We start from the raw sequence: 18,249 nt of genomic DNA, 5'->3' as shown, positions 1-18,249 counted from the left end.
TCGACACCAACCAGGGCGCAGGCTCGGCGCTGCGAGACGTCATGATCCCGCATCGCCCGGAGCGCCGCATCCCGCCGCGCCATTGGCGTCGTCAGCTCTTTCCCAGGAGGTCCTTCAGCACGACGTTGTCGAGCATGGCCTCCGCGAGCCGGACGAAGACGTCCTCCCAGTCCCCTGCTCTGCCCCCTGAGAACTGGACCGTTTGAAGCTGGAGTTTTCGGCTACGCTTTCCCGGCTGGGCGTGGAGCTGAGAACGATGAAGGCATCCGCCCCAAGCGCCCTGCACTTTCCCGACCGCCCCACCAGCCCGCCGTCATGACAAAGCCCGAAAACTCCAACCTCGGGTGGTCCAAAGTTGGTAGGCAGGGCATCGTTGGCCGGACTCTGAGCGCAGGTGGAGGAAAAACCGGTGGCAGGTCGAGAGTTCCGCTGCGCGCGATGCCACTGACGAGCGAGCGGATCATGGAGACGTCGTCCGAAGGATCGGGTCAGTTCGCCGGGGCCGGGGTGCCGAAGTCCGGGATGCCGAGGCGGTCGCCGCCCGCCGAAGGCGCTGCGGGCGCGGGCGCAGGTCCGCCGAAATTCGGCACACCGAGCCCGCCCACGCCCGGCGAAGGCGCTGCCGGGGCGGGTGCCGGGGCGCCGAGGTCCGGCGTGCCGAGGCCCCCGAGACCGCCCGGCGGCGAACCGCCCGGCGGGGCACCGGGGCCGCCGAGGCTCAGGCCCCCGAGGCCCCCCAGACCGCCGCCGAGGCCTCCGAGGCCGCCGCCGGGCACCTCGAAGACCACGTTGTCCATGTTCACCTCCGGCCCCTTGTAGTGCATCACCATGCCGGGGAAGAGGATCACCACCGCGATCATCACCAGCTGGATGCCCACATAGGGCACCGCGCCCCAGTAGATCTGCCCCGTCGTCACGGGCGCGATCCGCTTCTTCGTCACCGCGTCGACATAAGCCGCCTTCGGCGCGACCGAGCGCAGGAAGAACAGCGAGAAGCCGAAGGGCGGGTGCATGAAGCTCGTCTGCATGTTCACCGCGAGGATCACGCCGAACCAGATCAGGTCGATCCCCAGCGTCTCGGCCGCCGGGGCGAGCAGCGGGACGATGATGAAGGCGAGTTCGAAGAAGTCGAGGAAGAACGCCAGCAGGAACACCAGCACCGACACGGCGATCAGGAAGCCGTATTCGCCGCCCGGCAGCGAGGTCAGCAGATGCTCGACCCAGAGATGCCCGTTCACCCCGTAGAAGGTCAGCGAGAAGACCCGCGCGCCGATCAGGATGAACATCACGAAGGCCGAGAGCCGCGTCGTGGACAGCAGCGCCTGGCGCACCACGCCAAAGCTCAGCCGCCGCTTCATCGCCGCCAGGATCAGCGCGCCCACCGCGCCCATCGCGCCGCCCTCGGTCGGCGTCGCGATGCCGAGGAAGATGGTGCCGAGGACGAGGAAGATCAGCGCCAGCGGCGGGATCAGCACGATCACGAACTGCTGCGCCAGCCGCGACATGACGCCCCAGCCGAGGGCCTTGTCGAGCACCGCGAAGCCGTAGACGACGAGCACCCCCACGACCGCCGCGAGGATGTCGGCGTCGGCGCCGATCTGCGGATAGTACCAGCGCCAGACCGCCCAGGAGATGGCAAAGCCTGCGGCCAGTGCCACGATCAGCGAGGTCACGCCCGACCCGAGCGTCCGCGCCTCCTTCGGCAGCGCCGGCAGCCAGTGCGGCCGGATGATGGTGAGCACGAAGATGTAGCTCAGGTAGAAGCCGGTCAGGATCAGGCCCGGGATCAGCGCGCCCTTGTACATGTCGCCGACCGACCGACCGAGCTGGTCGGCCAGCACGATCAGCACCAGCGACGGCGGGATGATCTGCGCCAGCGTCCCCGAGGCCGCGATGGTCCCCGAAGCGATCCGCCGGTCATAGCCGTAGCGCAGCATGATCGGCAGCGAGATGAGCCCCATCGCGATGACCGAGGCCGCGACGACCCCCGTGGTCGCCGCCAACAGCGCGCCGACGAGGATCACCGCATAGGCGAGGCCGCCGCGGATCGGCCCGAAGAGCTGGCCCACGGTGTCGAGCAGGTCCTCGGCCATGCCCGATTTCTCGAGGATCACGCCCATGAAGGTGAAGAACGGGATTGCCAGCAGCGTCTCGTTCGACATCACCCCCCAGAGGCGGTCGGGCATGGTCCCGAGCAGGTTCCAGTTGAGGAAGATCGTCCCGCCCGAGAGCGGCGCCAGCTCGACCCCGATGAAGAAGAACAGCAACCCGTTCGCGGCCAGCGCGAAGGCGACCGGGTAGCCGAACAGCAGGAACACGACCAGCGACGCGAACATGATCGGCGCCAGGTTTTCCGCGATGAAGTGCAGGATCATGCGCGCGGCTCCCCGTCGCGGTCGTCGTCGTTGCGGGGGCCGTCGTCGTCCTCGGCGATCCGGGTCGAACCGCCGCCCGACGTCGGGTCGTTGTGATCGCGCGGATGGTCGATATCGAGGTCGGTGAGCGGGTGGTCGGGATCGGCGAAGACGGCTTCCTGCGGCGGCAGTTCGGCGCTGAGCTCCTCGGCCAGCTTCTCCGCCTCGAGGATGGCCGCCTCATGGGCCGATACGAAAGGCGTCGGGTCCTCGATGATCCCCCGCATGACGGCAATCTTCTTGATGATCTCGGATATTCCCTGGAACATCAGCAGGACGAAGCCGACCAGCAGCATCAGCTTCGCCGGCCACAGGATCAGCCCGCCCGCGTTCATGGACCGCTCGCCCGAATTGATCGAGCGCAGGGCCCAGGGCCAGAGCAGCCAGACCATCAGCAGCACGAATGGCATCAGGAAGAAGACGTGCCCGATCAGGTCGATCCAGTGCTGCGTCCGGCGCGAACGGGCGCCGTAGAGGATGTCGATGCGGATGTGCTCGTTCTCGAGCAGCGTATAGGCCGCCGCCCCGAGGAAGGCCGCGCCGTAGAGATACCACTGCAGCTCCAGCCAGGCGTTCGACGACATGTTGAACGCCTTGCGCATGATCGCGTTGATCGCGCTGACGAGGATCGCCACCAGGATCAGCCAGGACACGTTTCGGCCGATGAATGTGTTGATGCGGTCGATGCCGCGCGCCAGGGCCAGCAATCCGCCCATCTGTTCCCTCGTCGCTCGTGACCACATGCCCGGCACGCAGGGGACGGCCGATGCTGGGCGGTAGCGCGCGGGAGGGCCGCCGGTCAAGGACCAAGCCTGCCGCCCCTGGCGTCGGTGACGCGCGGGAAGGCCCGCGCGCCGCGTTCCCCCCGCCGCCGCGCTGCGCTATGGGGCGCGGATGGAGACCGCGCGTCCATGAACCCCCACGCACCCCGGCGCCGCCAGCCGCAGGGCGTGCGCGAGCGTTTCGCCGCGCTGCGCAACGTGCCGCCCTTCCTGAGGCTCGTCTGGCTGACCAGCCCCGGCCTGACGCTGGCCCTCGTTGCGCTGCGGCTCGCCCGCGCGCTGATGCCGGTCACGGCGCTGTGGATCGCCAAGCTCATCATCGACGAGGTGGTGCGCCTCACCGCCCTGCCCGGCGCGCCCGAGACCCTCGACGCGTGGCGGGCATCGGGCGAGCTGGCGCCGGTCTTGTGGCTCATCGCCGCCGAATTCGCCCTCGCCATCGCCTCGGACGTGGCCAACCGTCTCGTGCGGCTCTGCGACAGCCTGCTGCAGGAGCGGCTGGTGATCGACCTCTCGACCCGGATGATGGACCACGCGGCGACCCTCGACCTCGCCGACTTCGAGGATTCGGGTTTTCAGGACCGCCTCGACCGCGCCCGCCGTCAGACGATGGGGCGAATCCCGCTGCTGTCGCAGGTGATGACGCAGGCGCAGGACCTCGTGACCGTCCTCAGCTTCGGCGCCGGGCTGATGCTCTACAACCCGTGGCTCGTGGTGCTGCTGATCGTGGCGCTCGTCCCCGCCTTCCTCGGCGAGGCGCATTTCAACGCTGAACTTTACCGCATGAACTGGCGCCGCACCCCCGAGACGCGCGAGCGCGACTACCTGCGGATGATCGCCGCCTCCGCTGATACGGCGAAGGAGGTGAAGCTCTTCGGCCTTGCCCCGTTCCTGCGCGACCGCTACATCGCGCTCTCGCGCCGGTTCCTGGCCGAGAACCGCGAAATCCAGAAGCGGCAGACCGGCTGGCTCGGGCTGCTGACGGCGATCGGGACGGCGGGCTATTACATCGCCTATCTCTGGATCGTCGTGCGGACGCTCACGGGCGCTCTGACCATCGGCGACCTGACCTTCCTCTCCGGCTCGTTCCTCCGGCTGCGGGCGCTGATCGAGGGGCTGCTGACCGGCTTCTCGACCACGACCTCGCAGGCCATGTATCTGGACGACCTGTTCGATTTCCTTGCCGCCCGCCCCCGCCTGCCGCTGCCCGCGAACCCGGTGCCGGTGCCGCAGCCGATCCGCCGCGGCTTCCGCTTCGAGGGCGTCGGCTTCCGCTACCCCGGCTCCGACCGCTGGGCCGTCCGCCACCTCAGCTTCGAGATCCGCGCCGGCGAGACGCTAGCGCTCGTGGGCGAGAACGGGGCCGGCAAGACCACCATCGTGAAGCTGCTGACCCGCCTGTACGACCCCGACGAGGGGCGCATCACGCTCGACGGCACTGACCTGCGGGACTTCGACCCCGACGCGCTGCGAGCGCAGATCGGCGTCATCTTCCAGGACTTCGTGCGCTACTCGATGACCGCCGGCGACAACATCGCCGTGGGCCGGATCGAGGCGCGCGAGGACGCCGGCCGGGTCGCGCGGGCGGCGCGGGCCGGCATGGCCGAGGGAGTGATCGCCAAGCTGCCCGAGGGCTACGGCCAGATGATCGGCAAGCGCTTCTGGCACGGGGTCGAGCTCTCGGGCGGCGAGTGGCAGAAGATCGCCATCGCGCGGGCCTACATGCGCGATTCGCAGGTGCTGATCCTCGACGAGCCGACCGCGGCCCTCGACGCCCGCGCTGAGGTCGAGGTCTTCGACCGTTTCAACGAGCTGTCGGCCGGGCGCACCGCGGTCCTGATCTCGCACCGCTTCAGCTCGGTCCGCATGGCCGACCGGATCGTGGTGCTGGCCGACGGCCGGGTGGAGGACGAGGGCACGCACGAGGCCCTCGCCGCACGGCCGGGACGCTACCGCGAGCTGTTCGAGTTGCAGGCCGCGGGTTACCGCTGAGACGGCAGACCCGCGGCCCCTCCGGGCGGATCACTCGACCAGTTCGGCCAGCTGCTCGATCGTCGTGCCCCAGCCCGCCGCGAAGCCCATCTCCTCGTGGCGGACAGGGTGGGCCTCGGTGCGGTCCGGGCTAAGGGCGAACTGGCCGCCGCGCAGCCGCTCAACCACCGCGCGGCGCGGGGGATCGGCGCGAGCCTAGAAGGTCCGGTCAAGATCAGCCATGAGGCTATGCGACGGCATCGCTGCGCGGACGTCACGACGGTCATCCTTGTGGCGAACCATTCGCCTGCTTGCGAGCGGCGGCGGGCAGTGGCATGGGCTGGCCATGACCGAGAACGCCCCCTCCCCCGACCAGAAGCTCGCCCTCGTCACCGGCGCGTCGCGCGGCCTCGGCGCGGCGCTCGCCGAGGCGCTCGGCGCCCGCGGCTGGCATGTGATCGCCGTGGCGCGGACCGCCGGCGGGCTGGAGGAACTCGACGACCGCATCCGCGCCGCCGGCGGCAGCGCCACGCTCGCGCCGCTGGACGTGACCGATCCGGGCGCGATGACCCACCTCGGCCGCAGCCTGCGCGAACGCTGGGGCGGGCTCGACCTCTGGGCGCATACGGCGATCCATGCGGCCGCGCTGACCCCGGCCGGGCATGTGGACCAGAAGGACTGGACCCGCAGCCTGGCCACCAACGTCACCGCCGTCGCGCAACTGATCGCGGTGGTCGAGCCGCTCCTGCGCGCGCGCCGGGGCACCGCGCTGTTCCCCGACGATCCCCGCGGCGGCCAGCCCTTCTTCGGCACCTATGGCGCCAGCAAGGCGGCGCAGATCGCGCTTGTCCGCAGCTGGCAGGCGGAGGGCGCAAAGCTGGGGCCGCGGGTGGCGATCGAGACGCCGCCGGCGATGCCCACGGCGCTGAGGGCGCGGTTCTTTCCGGGCGAGGATCGCATGGCGCTGATCCACCCGCGCGAGGTCGCGCGGGGGATGCTGGCGGCGGTGCTCGGCGGCTGACGCCGCAGCGGGGGCTGTCTGCCCCCGCACCCCCGAGGATATTTCCACAAGGCGAAGCCGGGATGCAAAAAGGCCCCGGCGATCTCCGGGGCCTTGAAGCGTTCTGCGGCGGCCTTCAGTCGGGGACCGTCGCTTGGTCCGGGTCCAGCCCGATATGCGTGCCGAGCGCCTGCATGTCGGCCAGCAGCTTCGCCGCGGCCGTGATCGCGTCGTGGCCGACATCCTCGCGCTCGTCCACCGCGCGCTTGCGGCGGTGGGCGTCGGCCAGCATCTCGTTGTAGACCTCCTGCGTGATCTCGGCCCGCGGATGGCCGCGCTCGGCCAGCAGGCTGACCGAGTCGCCGGCGATCTCGGCGAAGCCGCCGGTCACCGCGAACTCGGTCGCCGTGCCCGAGGCGTCCACCACCGTGACCAGGCCAGGCCGCAGCGTGACGATCGAGGGCGCATGGCCCGGCATCGCGGTCAGGTCGCCTTCGGTGCCCGGCAGGCGCACCTCACGCACCGGGACGGAGACAAGGCTCCGTTCCGGCGAGACGAGGTCGAACTGCATCGTGTCGGCCATGCCTCTCTCCTCAGGCGCTGGCCGCGAGGCGCTGGGCTTTCGCCTTCACGTCCTCGATGCCGCCGACCATGTAGAAGGCGGCTTCCGGAAGGTGGTCATACTCGCCCGCCACGACCGCCTTGAAGGACGAGATCGTGTCGGCGAGCGGCACCTGCACCCCGTCCGAGCCGGTGAAGACCTTGGCGACGTCGAAGGGCTGCGACAGGAACCGCTGGATCTTCCGGGCGCGAGCGACGGTCAGCTTGTCCTCCTCGGAAAGCTCGTCCATCCCGAGGATGGCGATGATGTCCTGCAGCGACTTGTAGCGCTGCAGCACGCCCTGCACGTCGCGCGCGACCTGATAATGCTCCTCGCCGACCACGGCCGGGTCGAGAATCCGGCTGTTGGAGTCGAGCGGGTCCACGGCCGGGTAGATGCCGAGCTCCGAGATCGCGCGCGACAGAACGGTCGTGGCGTCGAGGTGGGCGAAGGTCGTCGCGGGCGCGGGGTCGGTGAGGTCGTCGGCCGGGACGTAGACGGCCTGGATCGAGGTGATCGAGCCGGCCTTGGTCGAGGTGATCCGCTCCTGCATGGCGCCCATGTCGGTCGCCAGCGTCGGCTGGTAGCCCACGGCGGAGGGGATGCGGCCCAGAAGCGCCGACACCTCGGAGCCCGCCTGGGTGAAGCGGAAGATGTTGTCGACGAAGAACAGCACGTCGGTGCCGGTGGCGTCGCGGAACTGCTCGGCCAGCGTCAGGCCGGTCAGCGCCACGCGCATCCGCGCGCCCGGCGGCTCGTTCATCTGGCCGTAGACGAGGGCCACCTGCGACTTCTCGAGGTCGGTCTCGTTGATGACGCCCGAGTCCACCATCTCGTGATAGAGGTCGTTGCCCTCGCGGGTCCGCTCGCCCACGCCGGCGAACACGGAATAGCCCGAATGCACCTTGGCGATGTTGTTGATCAGTTCCATGATGAGCACGGTCTTGCCGACCCCGGCGCCGCCGAAGAGGCCGATCTTGCCGCCCTTGGAATAGGGCGCCAGCAGGTCCACGACCTTGATGCCGGTCACGAGGATTTCCGAGCTGGTCGCCTGCGCGGCGAAGTCGGGTGCCGGCTGGTGGATGGACCGCTTCTCCTCGGCCACGACCGGGCCGCGCTCGTCCACGGGCTCGCCCACGACGTTGAGGATCCGCCCGAGCGTCGCCTCACCCACCGGCACCATGATCGGCCCGCCCGTGTCCGTCACGACCGCGCCGCGGACGAGGCCCTCGGTCGCGTCCATCGCAATGGTGCGGACGGTGTTCTCACCCAGGTGCTGGGCCACTTCCAGCACCAGCCGGCGGCCGTGGTTCTCGGTCTCGAGGGCGTTGAGGATCGCCGGCAGGTGGTCGTCGAACTGAACGTCCACGACGGCGCCGATGACCTGGGTGATCTTGCCCCTGGCGCCGGCGCGCGACGGCTCGTCGGCAAGGATGTTGCGTGCGGGCTCGGCCATTGTTCTTGTCCCTTCGTGCGTGCGGTCAGAGCGCCTCGGCGCCCGCGATGATTTCGATGAGTTCGGTCGTGATCGCGGCCTGGCGCGAGCGGTTGTACTGCGTGGTCAGGCGGTCGATCATGTCACCGGCGTTGCGGGTGGCGTTGTCCATCGCCGTCATCCGCGCGCCCTGCTCGGAGGCGGCGTTCTCCAGCAGCGCGGCGAAGATCTGCGTGGCGATCGAGCGCGGCAGAAGCTCCGCAAGGATCGCTTCCTCGCCCGGCTCGTAGTCGTAGAGGTTCGATGCGCCGCCGGTCTCGGTCTCGATCTCGGTCTCGGCCTCGTCCAGCACCGCGGGGATGATCTGCCGGGCGGTCGGGATCTGGGCGATCACGCTCTGGAAGCGGTTGTAGAACAGCGTCGCCACGTCGAAGTCGCCGGCCTCGAAGCGGTCGAGGATGTCGTCGGCGATGTCGCGGGCGATGGCGTAGTCGATCGCCTTCACCTCGCCCATGTCCACATGCTTCACGAAGCGGTCGGAGTAGTCGCGCTTCATCTGCTCGCGGCCCTTGCGGCCCACGGTGATGATCGCGACGTCCTTGCCTTCGGCGCGGAGCTTGTCGGCCTGGTAGCGGGCGATCTTGACGATCGAGCTGTTGAAGCCGCCGGCGAGGCCGCGCTCGGAGGTCAGCACCACCAGCAGGTGGCGCTGCTCCGACCCGGTCCCGGCCAGCAGCCGCGGGGCGCTGTCCGACCCGGCGGCCGCGCCGGTCAGCCCGGCGATCACCGCGTTCATGCGGGTGGCATAGGGGCGCGCGGCCTCCGCCGCCTCCTGCGCGCGGCGCAGCTTGGCGGCGGCGACCATCTGCATCGCCTTGGTGATCTTCCGCGTGTTCTTGACGCTTCCGATCCGGTTCTTCAGGTCCTTGAGGCTGGGCATGGCTCCGTCCTCAGCCCGCGAAGCTCTTGGCGTAGGCGTCGACGACCTGCTTGAGCCGCGTCTCGGCCTCGCCCTTGATCTTGGGGTCCGACCGGGTCAGCCAGTCCAGCGTCTCGCCATGCTGGTTGCGCAGGAACGAGAGCAGCCCGGTTTCCCAGCGGCCGACCTGGGCGACCGGGATGTTGTCGAGGTAGCCGTTGGTGCCCGCATAGATCACCGCCACGATCTCGGCGTTGGTCAGCGGCGAATACTGCGGCTGCTTCATCAGCTCGGTCAGGCGCGCGCCGCGGTTCAGCAGCCGCTGCGTCGCGGCATCGAGGTCCGAGCCGAACTGCGCGAAGGCCGCCATCTCGCGGTACTGCGCCAGCTCCAGCTTCACGGGGCCGGCGACCGACTTCATCGCATTGGTCTGCGCGGCCGAGCCCACCCGGCTGACCGAGAGGCCGGTGTTCACTGCCGGTCGGACGCCCTGGAAGAACAGATCGGTCTCGAGGAAGATCTGGCCGTCGGTGATCGAGATCACGTTGGTCGGGATGTAGGCCGACACGTCGCCCGCCTGCGTCTCGATGACCGGCAGCGCCGTCAGCGAGCCCGCGCCATGTTCCTCGTTCAGCTTCGCCGAACGCTCCAGCAGGCGGGAATGCAGGTAGAACACGTCGCCCGGATAGGCCTCGCGCCCCGGCGGGCGGCGCAGCAGCAGCGACATCTGGCGGTAGGCCACGGCCTGCTTCGACAGGTCGTCATAGATGATCAGCGCATCCATGCCGTTGTCGCGGAAATATTCCGCCATCGCGGTGGCCGAATAGGGCGCCAGATACTGCATCGGCGCGGGCTCGGAGGCGGTCGCGGCGATGACCGTGGTGTAGGCCATGGCGCCGGTTTCCTCGAGACGCTTGACCAGCTGCGCGACGGTGGACCGCTTCTGGCCGATGGCCACGTAGAAGCAGTGCAGCGTCTTCATGCCATCGGCCTCGCGGCCGTTGTAGTTCATCTGGTTGAGGATCGTGTCGAGCGCGATCGCGGTCTTGCCGGTCTGGCGGTCGCCGATGATGAGTTCCCGCTGGCCGCGGCCGATCGGGATCATGGCGTCGACGGACTTGAGGCCGGTCGCCATCGGCTCGTGCACCGACTTGCGCGGCATGATGCCCGGCGCCTTCACGTCCGCCACCCGGCGCTCGGTCGCCTCGATCGGGCCCTTGCCGTCGATCGGGTTGCCGAGCGCGTCCACCACGCGGCCGAGCAGCGCCCGGCCGACCGGCACGTCCACGATCGAGCGCGTGCGCTTGACGGTGTCGCCTTCCTTGATCGAGCGGTCGTCGCCGAAGATCACGGCGCCGACGTTGTCGGTCTCGAGGTTCAGCACCATGCCGCGGATGCCGCCCGGAAACTCGACCATCTCGCCGGCCTGGACGTTGTCGAGGCCGTAGATGCGCGCGATCCCGTCGCCGACCGACAGCACCTGTCCGACCTCGGCGACTTCGGCATCCTGGCCGAAGTTGCGGATCTGGTCGCGGAGGATTGCCGAAATCTCGGCGGCCTGGAGTGCCATTATCCGACCTCTTTCATCGTATTCTTGAGGGAAGTGAGCTTGCTGCGGACCGAGGTGTCGATCATCTGCGAGCCCAGTTGCACGATCATGCCGCCGATGAGCCCTTCATCGACGGTGGTATCCAGCTTGACGGTCTTGCCCGATTTCTCGCTGAGGCTGCGGGTCAGCCGCTCGGCCTGCGCGGCGCTCAGCGCCTGGGCCGAGACGACCTGCGCCGTCACCTCGCCCCGCGCCTCGGCCATCAGCCCGCGCAGCGCCGTCAGCAGCTGCGGCAGCGCGAAAAGGCGGCGGTTCTCGCCCATCAGCGCCACCGTGTTCTTCAGCAGCGGGCCGAGCTTCATGGCGTCGGCCACGGCGCTCACGGCACCCGACTGCTCCTCGCGCGAGAGGACCGGCGAGGTCAGGACGCCGCGCAGATCCTCGCTGCCCTCGATGGCCTCGGCCAGCACGTCGACCTCGCGCGAAAGATCGTCCAGGGCGCCCTCGGCCCTGGCGATGTCGAACACGGCCTGTGCATAGCGGGCCGCGACGGTGCGGGTAATCGAAGCGGATTGGGCCACGGTCGTCCTTCCGGTTTAGCGCATGGTCCCGCGGCAACCGGGCCGCGCCCCGTGAGGTCGGGGGGCCTGGCAAACGCAGGACTGAGGCGGCCGCCAAGGGCCTCCCATGCCGAAATCTGGCGCGTCTCTAGCAGCACATGCGGCACCCCGCAACCGCCCCGCGGCCTCAATCGGGCCGGTATGATCGCGGGGCGCGCGTGGCGTCGGTCACGCAGCCGCCCGGCCGCGCGTGAATCGCTCTCTGGCCCGCGCCGTCAGTGGGTTCGCCCCACCGGCGGCGCGCGTTTCGGCGCCGGCCGCGGCCGGGCGATTCCCCCGAGGACCTCCAGCGGGCTCGGCACATACACCTTCGCGCCGGGAGGCGTCGGCGCATGGACCTGCTTGGAGAACTCGGCCAGCACCAGCCCGGCCACGAGGACCGAGGCGATCCTCGCCCCCGTCCGCTCCCAGATCTGGGCCGAGCGCAGCCAGAAGCGCCGGTCCGAGGGCGGGATGTAGAGCGCCGCGCCCATGCGCTCGACCACGAAGCCGGCGGCGCGGGCCTGAGCCTCGAGCTGGCCTGCGGTGTAGCTGCGCCCGGTGCCGAAGGGCGTCGAGACCGAGCGCGCCCAGAGCCCGGTGCGGTTCGGCACCATCGCCACCATCCGCCCGCCGGGCCCGAGGACGCGCCAGGCCTCGGCCAGCAGCGCCGCCGGGCTGTCGGCCGCCTCCAGCCCGTGCAGCAGCACCAGCCGGTCGACCGCGCCCGTGTCCAGCGGCCAGGCATCGGCATCGCAGAGCGCGGTGTGGTTCGCCTGCCCCGCCGGCCAGCGCATCGCCCCCTGCGCCCCCGGCATCAGCGCCACGACGCGCCGCGCGGTGCCGAGATAGGGCCGCAGCACCGGCACCGCGAAGCCGTAGCCCGCGACCGTCATTCCCGCGGTGGAACCCGCCGGCCAGGCGGACAGCAGCCGGTCGCGCAGTGTCCGCTGCACCACGCGGCCGAGCGCGCGGCTGTAGTAGAAGCTTCGCAGGTCGATCACGTCCTGATGCATGGCTGCGGCCAGAGGGCCGCGTTGCCGTCGGTGCGTCAAGAGGCGTGGCCGTTTGCCTCCTGCGCCGCGAGGAAATAGGCTCCCCCCTGTCCCGCCACGGAGAGCCGCGCCATGCCCGAACTCATGACCATCCGCTGCCTCAGGGACAACTACGCCTGGGCGGTCCATCACGAGGGTCGCACCGTCGTCTTCGACGCCCCCGAGGCGCGGCCGATCCTGCAGGCGCTGAAGGAGCGCGGCTGGACCCTCGACGAGATCGCGCTGACGCATCACCACGACGACCACATCCAGGGCGTGGCGGAACTGGTGGCCGAGACCGGCGCCCGCGTCTGCGGCGCGGCGCGGGACGCGCATCGGCTGCCGAAGCTCGACCGCGCCGTCGCGCCCGGCGACCGGATCATTCTGGCCGGGATGGAGGCCCATGTCATCGACGCCGCCGGCCACACCACCGGCCACATCGCGTTTCACCTGCCCGAAGCCGGCATGGCCGCCACCGGCGACAGCCTGATGGCGATGGGCTGCGGCCGGCTCTTCGAGGCCGGTGCCGCGACCATGTGGGCCAGCCTGCAGCGCCTCGACGCGCTGCCTCCCGAGACGCTGATCTGCTCGGGCCACGATTACTGCGCCGGCAACGCCGCCTTCGCGCTCTCGGTCGAGCCGGGGAACGCTGCCATCCGCGCCCGCGCCGAGGCGGTGGCCGCGGGCGACGAGCCCTGCGCGCCCGGGACCCTCGCCCGCGAGCGCGAGACCAACCCCTTCCTGCGCGCCGACCGACTCGGCCCCGCGATCGGCATGGAAGGCGCGCCTCCGGCCGAGGTCTTCGCCCGCCTCCGGGCCATGAAGGACGCGTTCTGAGCCGTGCCCTTGAAGAGCCGCGCCCAGAGCATCACATCTGCATCAATCCCGCCGGTTTTCGGGGCGCAACTCAAGAAACCTCTTGCCAGACTGCGCGCCTCCACCAAATCTTAAACCTAGCATGACAGTCTGGCCAGGTGGACCGCAGGTCCAGACCCGCCGGCGACTGACAGGAGCTTGAGGCCCGTGCCGTCCTTCTCGAATACCCTGGAACAGGCCATCCACGCCGCCCTCGCGATCGCCAACCAGCATCGCCACGAACTCGCGACGCTCGAGCATCTCCTGCTCGCGCTGACCGAGGAGCCGGAGGCGGTGAAGGTCATGCGCGCCTGCAACGTGGACCTGGCCGAGCTGCGCCAGATGCTCACCGAATTCATCCAGGACGACCTCTCGACCCTCGTGACCGACGTCGAGGGCTCGGAGGCCGTTCCCACCGCCGCATTCCAGCGCGTGATCCAGCGCGCCGCGATCCATGTCCAAAGCTCCGGCCGCACCGAGGTGACGGGCGCGAACGTCCTCGTGGCGGTCTTCGCCGAGCGCGAGAGCAATGCCGCCTTCTTCCTGCAGGAGCTGGAGATGACGCGCTACGACGCCGTCAACTTCATCGCCCATGGCATCGCCAAGAACCCCGACTTCAACGAGCGCCGCTCGGTCCAGGGCAACGACCGCCCGGAGGAGACCCCGCGCGAGGCTCAGGCGCAGGCCGCGTCCACCAAGGACGACAGCGCGCTCGGCAAGTATTGCGTGGATCTGAACCGCAAGGCCCAGAAGGGCGACGTGGACCCGCTGATCGGCCGCGAATCCGAGGTCGAGCGCTGCATCCAGGTCCTCTGCCGCCGGCGCAAGAACAACCCGCTGCTGGTCGGCGATCCCGGCGTCGGCAAGACCGCCATCGCCGAGGGGCTGGCGCTGAAGATCACCCGCGGCGAGACGCCCGAGGTGCTCAAGGGCGCCACGATCTTCTCGCTCGACATGGGCGCGCTGCTGGCCGGAACCCGCTATCGCGGCGACTTCGAGGAGCGGCTGAAGGCGGTCGTGAAGGAACTCGAGGAGCATCCCGACGCGATCCTCTTCATCGACGAGATCCATACCGTCATCGGCGCCGGCGCGACGAGCGGCGGGGCGATGGACGCCTCGAACCTGCTGAAGCCCGCGCTCGCGGGCGGCAAGCTGCGCTGCATGGGCTCGACGACCTACAAGGAGTTCCGCCAGCATTTCGAGAAGGACCGCGCCCTCAGCCGCCGGTTCCAGAAGATCGACGTGAACGAGCCGACGGTGGCCGACACGGTCAAGATCCTGATGGGCCTCAAGCCCACCTTCGAGAAGCACCACGACCTGCGCTACACCACGGATGCGATCAAGACGGCGGTGGAACTGTCGGCGCGCTACATCCACGACCGCAAGCTGCCCGACAAGGCGATCGACGTGATCGACGAGGCCGGCGCGGCCCAGCATCTCGTGTCCGAGAGCAAGCGGCGCAAGACCATCGGCGCGAAGGATATCGAGGCGGTGGTGGCGAAGATCGCCCGCATCCCTCCGAAAAGCGTGTCGAAGGACGACGCCGAGGTGCTGCGCGACCTCGAGGCGACGCTGAAGCGCGTCGTCTTCGGCCAGGACGCGGCGATCGAGGCGCTCGCCGCCTCGATCAAGCTGGCGCGGGCCGGTCTGCGCGAACCCGAGAAGCCGATTGGCAACTACCTCTTCGCGGGCCCGACCGGGGTCGGCAAGACGGAGGTGGCCAAGCAACTCGCCTCGACGCTCGGCGTGGAGCTGCTGCGGTTCGACATGTCCGAATACATGGAGAAGCACGCGGTCAGCCGCCTGATCGGCGCGCCGCCCGGATATGTCGGCTTCGACCAGGGCGGGCTGCTGACGGACGGCGTGGACCAGCACCCCCATTCGGTGCTGCTGCTCGACGAGATCGAGAAGGCGCATCCGGATGTCTACAACATCCTGCTGCAGGTGATGGACCACGGGAAGCTGACCGACCATAACGGCCGGCAGGTGGATTTCCGCAACGTGATCCTCATCATGACCACCAATGCGGGCGCCGCCGACCAGGCCAAGGCGGCGATCGGCTTCGGCCGCGAGCGGCGCGAGGGCGAGGACACGGCGGCGATCGAGCGCACCTTCACGCCCGAGTTCCGCAACCGCCTCGACGCGGTGATCTCGTTCGCGCCGCTCTCGCGCGAGGTGATTGTGCAGGTGGTCGAGAAGTTCGTCCTGCAGCTCGAGGCGCAGCTGATCGACCGCGGCGTGCATATCGAGCTGACCCGCGAGGCCGCCGAATGGCTGGCCGAGAAGGGCTACGACGACCGCATGGGCGCGCGGCCGCTCGGCCGCGTGATCCAGGAGACGATCAAGAAGCCGCTGGCGGAGGAGCTGCTCTTCGGGCGGCTTACCAAGGGCGGCGTGGTCCGGGTGCGGATCGAGGACGACAAGCCCGTCTTCGACATCACCGGCCCGGGGACGCCGAGGCTGACGAAGGACGAGACGCCGCTGCTGACGGCGGATTGATCGGGGAGCCTTGCGAGAACGAAATGGGGCGGCGCTGATGGCGCCGCCCCATTTCATGTGGGGTGCGTCCTCGGGACGCACCATCGTTTCCGTGGATTGCGCGCGCGGTGCGTGCGGAGCACGCACCCTACGAGTCGTCCGCCCGCCTCAGAACGGCACGTCGTCCGCCACCCCTGCCCCGGCTGCCTGCACATAGGCGGCCTTCACCGTCTTGAACCCGGCGTCGAACTGCACCGTAAGGGTGTCCTCGGCGATGCCCATGATCTCGCCCTCGCCGAACTTCTGGTGGCTCACGCGGTCGCCGACCGCGAAGCGAGCCGCGGGCTCCGCGTCGATCACCACCGGCTGCCGGTAGACCGGCTGCGCGTGGCTGCCCGCGCGCTCCTGCATGCGCTTCCAGCCGGGCGAGTTGTAGACGTCCGCGCGTGCCGCGCGCTCGTGCATGGTCGAGACGGTCGGGCCCAGCCCCGCGCCGGCCGCGGCGCCGTAGCCGCCGCCGTAGAGGCCGGGGGGCGTCAGGACCTCGACATGCTCCTCGGGCAGTTCGTCGATGAAGCGGGAGGGCAGCGAGGACTGCCATTGCCCATACATGCGCCGGTTGCCGGCGAAGCTGATCGTCGCCAGTTCCTCGGCGCGGGTCAGGCCGACATAGGCCAGCCGCCGCTCCTCCTCGAGGCCCTTGAGCCCGGTCTCGTCCATGCTGCGCTGCGACGGAAACAGCCCGTCCTCCCAGCCCGGCAGGAACACGACCGGAAACTCCAGCCCCTTGGCCGCATGCAACGTCATGATCGAGACCTCGTCGGCCTGCTCGCCCTCGGAGGCCTCCATCACGAGCGCGACATGCTCGAGAAACCCCTGCAGGTTCTCGAATTCCTCGAGCGCCTTCACCAGCTCCTTGAGGTTCTCGAGCCGGCCCGGCGCGTCGGGCGAGCGGTCGTTCTGCCACATGGCCGTGTAGCCGGATTCGTCGAGGATGCGCTCGGCCAGCTCGACATGGTTCACGCGCGAATCGAGCGCATCGGCATGCCAGCGGCCCATGCCCTGCACGAACTCGCGCAGGCCCGCCGCGGCCTTGCCCTTCAGCGCCTCCGACTGGACGGCGGCCGCAGCACCCTCCAGCAGCGTCAGGCTGCGGGCGCGGGCCTCGATCTGGATCGTCTGCACCGCCTTCTCGCCCAGGCCCCGCTTCGGCACGTTCACGATCCGCTCGAACGCCAGGTCATCCGCCAGGCTCACCGCCAGCCGGAAGTAGGCCATTGCGTCGCGGATTTCCTGCCGCTCGTAGAAGCGAGGGCCGCCGATCACGCGATAGGGCAGGCCGATCGACATGAAGCGGTCCTCGAAGGCGCGCATCTGGTGGGTGGCACGCACGAGGATGGCGATGTCGTTCAGGGCCCGGCGGCCGACGCTCGCGCGGTGGCCGCCGTGAAAGGCCTCGATCTCCTCGCCGATCCAGCGCGCCTCGGCCTCGCTGTCCCAGTGGCCGATCAGCCGCACCTTCTCGCCGCCCGCGGCCTCGGTCCAGAGGGTTTTTCCCAGACGCCCCTTGTTGGCCTCGATCAGCCCCGAGGCCGCGGCGAGGATCTCGGGCGTCGAGCGGTAGTTCTGCTCCAGCCGGATCACCTGCGCGCCCGGAAAATCCTGCTCGAAGCGCAGGATGTTGCCGACTTCGGCGCCGCGCCAGCCGTAGATCGACTGATCGTCGTCGCCCACGCAGCAGATGTTGCGGTGCCCCTGTGCCAGCAGCCGCAGCCAGAGATACTGGGCGACGTTGGTGTCCTGGTATTCGTCCACGAGGATGTAGCGGAACCGCTCCTGCCAGCGGCGCAGGATGTCCGGATGCGCCTGGAAGATCGTCACGCAGTGCAGCAGCAGGTCGCCGAAATCGACCGCGTTGAGCGCGATCAGCCGCTCCTGATAGGCCGCGTAGAGGGCGGCCCCGCGGCCGTCATAGGCGTGGGCCTCCTGCGCCGGAACGCGCGAGGGCGTCAGGGCGCGGTTCTTCCAGCCGTCGATCAGCCCGGCCAGCATCCGCGCGGGCCAGCGCTTCTCGTCGATGTTCCCGGCCGCGATCAGCTGCTTCAGCAGCCGGATCTGGTCGTCGGTGTCCAGGATGGTGAAGCTGGGCTTCAGGTGCAGCCCGCCCGCGCCGATGAGTTCCGCGTGGCGGCGCAGGATCTTGACGCTGACTGAGTGGAAGGTGCCGAGCCAGGGCATCCCCTCGACCGTCTCTCCCAGCAGTCGGGCGATGCGCGACTTCATCTCGCGCGCGGCCTTGTTGGTGAAGGTGACGGCGAGGATTTCCCCCGGCCGCGCGCGGCCGAGCGAGATCAGATGCGCGATCCGCGTCGTCAGCGCGCGGGTCTTGCCGGTCCCGGCGCCCGCCAGCATCAGCACCGGCCCGTCGAGCGCCTCGACCGCCTGCAGCTGCGCCTCGTTCAGCCCGTCGAGATAGGCGGGCGGCGCGGAGGCCGGCCCCATCCCCATCGCCCGCTGCGAGAGCGGCACGCGCGGGGAGGCCGCCGCCGCGACAGCGGCCTCGAAGGCATCGCTTTCGTCAAATCCGCTCATGGTCCCAACATAGGCCGGGA

General features: G+C 69.6%; 13 protein-coding genes and 2 pseudogenes. 4 read left to right on the top strand and 11 right to left on the bottom strand.

Annotation, left to right across the window (positions count from 1 at the left end; genetic code table 11):
• From GI374_RS14445 to GI374_RS14435, 3 genes and pseudogenes are all read right to left on the bottom strand, one after another.
• Positions 1–148: pseudogene (locus GI374_RS14445) on the bottom strand (IS3 family transposase); the annotation flags it as partial.
• A 340-nt stretch (positions 149–488) separates the two neighbouring features.
• A complete protein-coding gene (locus GI374_RS14440) occupies positions 489–2,372 on the bottom strand; it encodes a TRAP transporter large permease subunit (protein ID WP_370515374.1) in 1,884 nt (627 codons plus the stop codon).
• Positions 2,373–2,557: 185 nt separating this feature from the next.
• Positions 2,558–3,130, bottom strand: a pseudogene (locus GI374_RS14435) (TRAP transporter small permease subunit); the annotation flags it as partial.
• A gap of 195 nt (positions 3,131–3,325) precedes the next feature.
• On the opposite strand from GI374_RS14435, the gene GI374_RS14430 reads away from it, so the two are divergent.
• A complete protein-coding gene (locus GI374_RS14430; RefSeq protein ID WP_154337766.1) occupies positions 3,326–5,188 on the top strand; it encodes an ABC transporter ATP-binding protein in 1,863 nt (620 codons plus the stop codon).
• Positions 5,189–5,218: 30 nt separating this feature from the next.
• On the opposite strand, the gene GI374_RS14425 is transcribed toward GI374_RS14430, so the two are convergent.
• A complete protein-coding gene (locus tag GI374_RS14425; RefSeq protein ID WP_154337765.1) occupies positions 5,219–5,356 on the bottom strand; it encodes a hypothetical protein in 138 nt (45 codons plus the stop codon).
• A gap of 157 nt (positions 5,357–5,513) precedes the next feature.
• On the opposite strand from GI374_RS14425, the gene GI374_RS14420 reads away from it, so the two are divergent.
• Entirely contained in the window at positions 5,514–6,188 is a 675-nt protein-coding gene (locus tag GI374_RS14420; RefSeq protein ID WP_154337764.1) for an SDR family oxidoreductase, read from the top strand.
• A gap of 115 nt (positions 6,189–6,303) precedes the next feature.
• Here the strand turns inward: GI374_RS14420 and GI374_RS14415 are convergent, their stop codons facing one another.
• The 6 genes from GI374_RS14415 to GI374_RS14390 form a co-directional block, all read right to left on the bottom strand.
• Positions 6,304–6,750, bottom strand: a complete 447-nt coding sequence (locus GI374_RS14415; RefSeq protein ID WP_154337763.1) for a F0F1 ATP synthase subunit epsilon — start codon at positions 6,748–6,750, stop codon at positions 6,304–6,306.
• Positions 6,751–6,760: 10 nt separating this feature from the next.
• A complete protein-coding gene (gene atpD, locus GI374_RS14410; protein WP_154337762.1) occupies positions 6,761–8,224 on the bottom strand; it encodes a F0F1 ATP synthase subunit beta in 1,464 nt (487 codons plus the stop codon).
• A 25-nt stretch (positions 8,225–8,249) separates the two neighbouring features.
• Positions 8,250–9,143: a F0F1 ATP synthase subunit gamma gene (locus GI374_RS14405; protein ID WP_154337761.1), complete on the bottom strand. Its 894-nt coding sequence runs from the start codon at positions 9,141–9,143 to the stop codon at positions 8,250–8,252.
• A 10-nt stretch (positions 9,144–9,153) separates the two neighbouring features.
• Positions 9,154–10,692, bottom strand: a complete 1,539-nt coding sequence (atpA, locus tag GI374_RS14400; RefSeq protein WP_154337760.1) for a F0F1 ATP synthase subunit alpha — start codon at positions 10,690–10,692, stop codon at positions 9,154–9,156.
• The gene (locus GI374_RS14395; RefSeq protein WP_370515372.1) at positions 10,692–11,252 is read right to left on the bottom strand and encodes a F0F1 ATP synthase subunit delta; all 561 of its coding nucleotides are present in this window, start codon (positions 11,250–11,252) and stop codon (positions 10,692–10,694) included. The genes atpA and GI374_RS14395 overlap by 1 nt, the downstream gene beginning before the upstream one ends.
• Before the next feature lie 254 nt (positions 11,253–11,506).
• On the bottom strand, positions 11,507–12,286 hold the full coding sequence (locus tag GI374_RS14390) for a class I SAM-dependent methyltransferase (protein WP_154337759.1): 780 nt from the start codon (positions 12,284–12,286) through the stop codon (positions 11,507–11,509).
• A gap of 111 nt (positions 12,287–12,397) precedes the next feature.
• Between GI374_RS14390 and gloB the strand changes: the two genes are divergently transcribed.
• Together gloB and clpA are read left to right on the top strand one after the other, a co-directional pair.
• Positions 12,398–13,141 carry a hydroxyacylglutathione hydrolase gene (gloB, locus tag GI374_RS14385; protein ID WP_154337758.1) on the top strand — a complete coding sequence of 248 codons (744 nt, stop codon included), beginning with the start codon at positions 12,398–12,400 and terminating at the stop codon, positions 13,139–13,141.
• 186 nt (positions 13,142–13,327) lie between these two features.
• Positions 13,328–15,658 carry an ATP-dependent Clp protease ATP-binding subunit ClpA gene (gene clpA / locus GI374_RS14380; protein ID WP_370515371.1) on the top strand — a complete coding sequence of 777 codons (2,331 nt, stop codon included), beginning with the start codon at positions 13,328–13,330 and terminating at the stop codon, positions 15,656–15,658.
• A 147-nt stretch (positions 15,659–15,805) separates the two neighbouring features.
• On the opposite strand, the gene GI374_RS14375 is transcribed toward clpA, so the two are convergent.
• Positions 15,806–18,229, bottom strand: coding sequence for an ATP-dependent helicase (locus GI374_RS14375; protein ID WP_154337756.1), 2,424 nt, complete (start codon positions 18,227–18,229; stop codon positions 15,806–15,808).
• Positions 18,230–18,249: the final 20 nt, after the last annotated feature.

It is taken from the genome of Paracoccus sp. S-4012 (assembly GCF_009674885.1).
Taxonomy (GTDB): domain Bacteria; phylum Pseudomonadota; class Alphaproteobacteria; order Rhodobacterales; family Rhodobacteraceae; genus Paracoccus.
This window is presented reverse-complemented; position numbering and strand designations above follow the sequence as displayed.

Bases quoted from the DNA above. Each gene is read 5' to 3' on its own strand.
- GI374_RS14430 (WP_154337766.1), top strand. From the start codon at position 3,326: ATGAACCCCCACGCACCCCGGCGCCGCCAGCCGCAGGGCGTGCGCGAG.
- GI374_RS14420 (WP_154337764.1), top strand. From the start codon at position 5,514: ATGACCGAGAACGCCCCCTCCCCCGACCAGAAGCTCGCCCTCGTCACC.
- GI374_RS14415 (WP_154337763.1), bottom strand. From the start codon at position 6,750: ATGGCCGACACGATGCAGTTCGACCTCGTCTCGCCGGAACGGAGCCTT.
- atpD (WP_154337762.1), bottom strand. From the start codon at position 8,224: ATGGCCGAGCCCGCACGCAACATCCTTGCCGACGAGCCGTCGCGCGCC.
- GI374_RS14405 (WP_154337761.1), bottom strand. From the start codon at position 9,143: ATGCCCAGCCTCAAGGACCTGAAGAACCGGATCGGAAGCGTCAAGAAC.
- atpA (WP_154337760.1), bottom strand. From the start codon at position 10,692: ATGGCACTCCAGGCCGCCGAGATTTCGGCAATCCTCCGCGACCAGATC.
- GI374_RS14390 (WP_154337759.1), bottom strand. From the start codon at position 12,286: ATGCATCAGGACGTGATCGACCTGCGAAGCTTCTACTACAGCCGCGCG.
- gloB (WP_154337758.1), top strand. From the start codon at position 12,398: ATGCCCGAACTCATGACCATCCGCTGCCTCAGGGACAACTACGCCTGG.
- GI374_RS14375 (WP_154337756.1), bottom strand. From the start codon at position 18,229: ATGAGCGGATTTGACGAAAGCGATGCCTTCGAGGCCGCTGTCGCGGCG.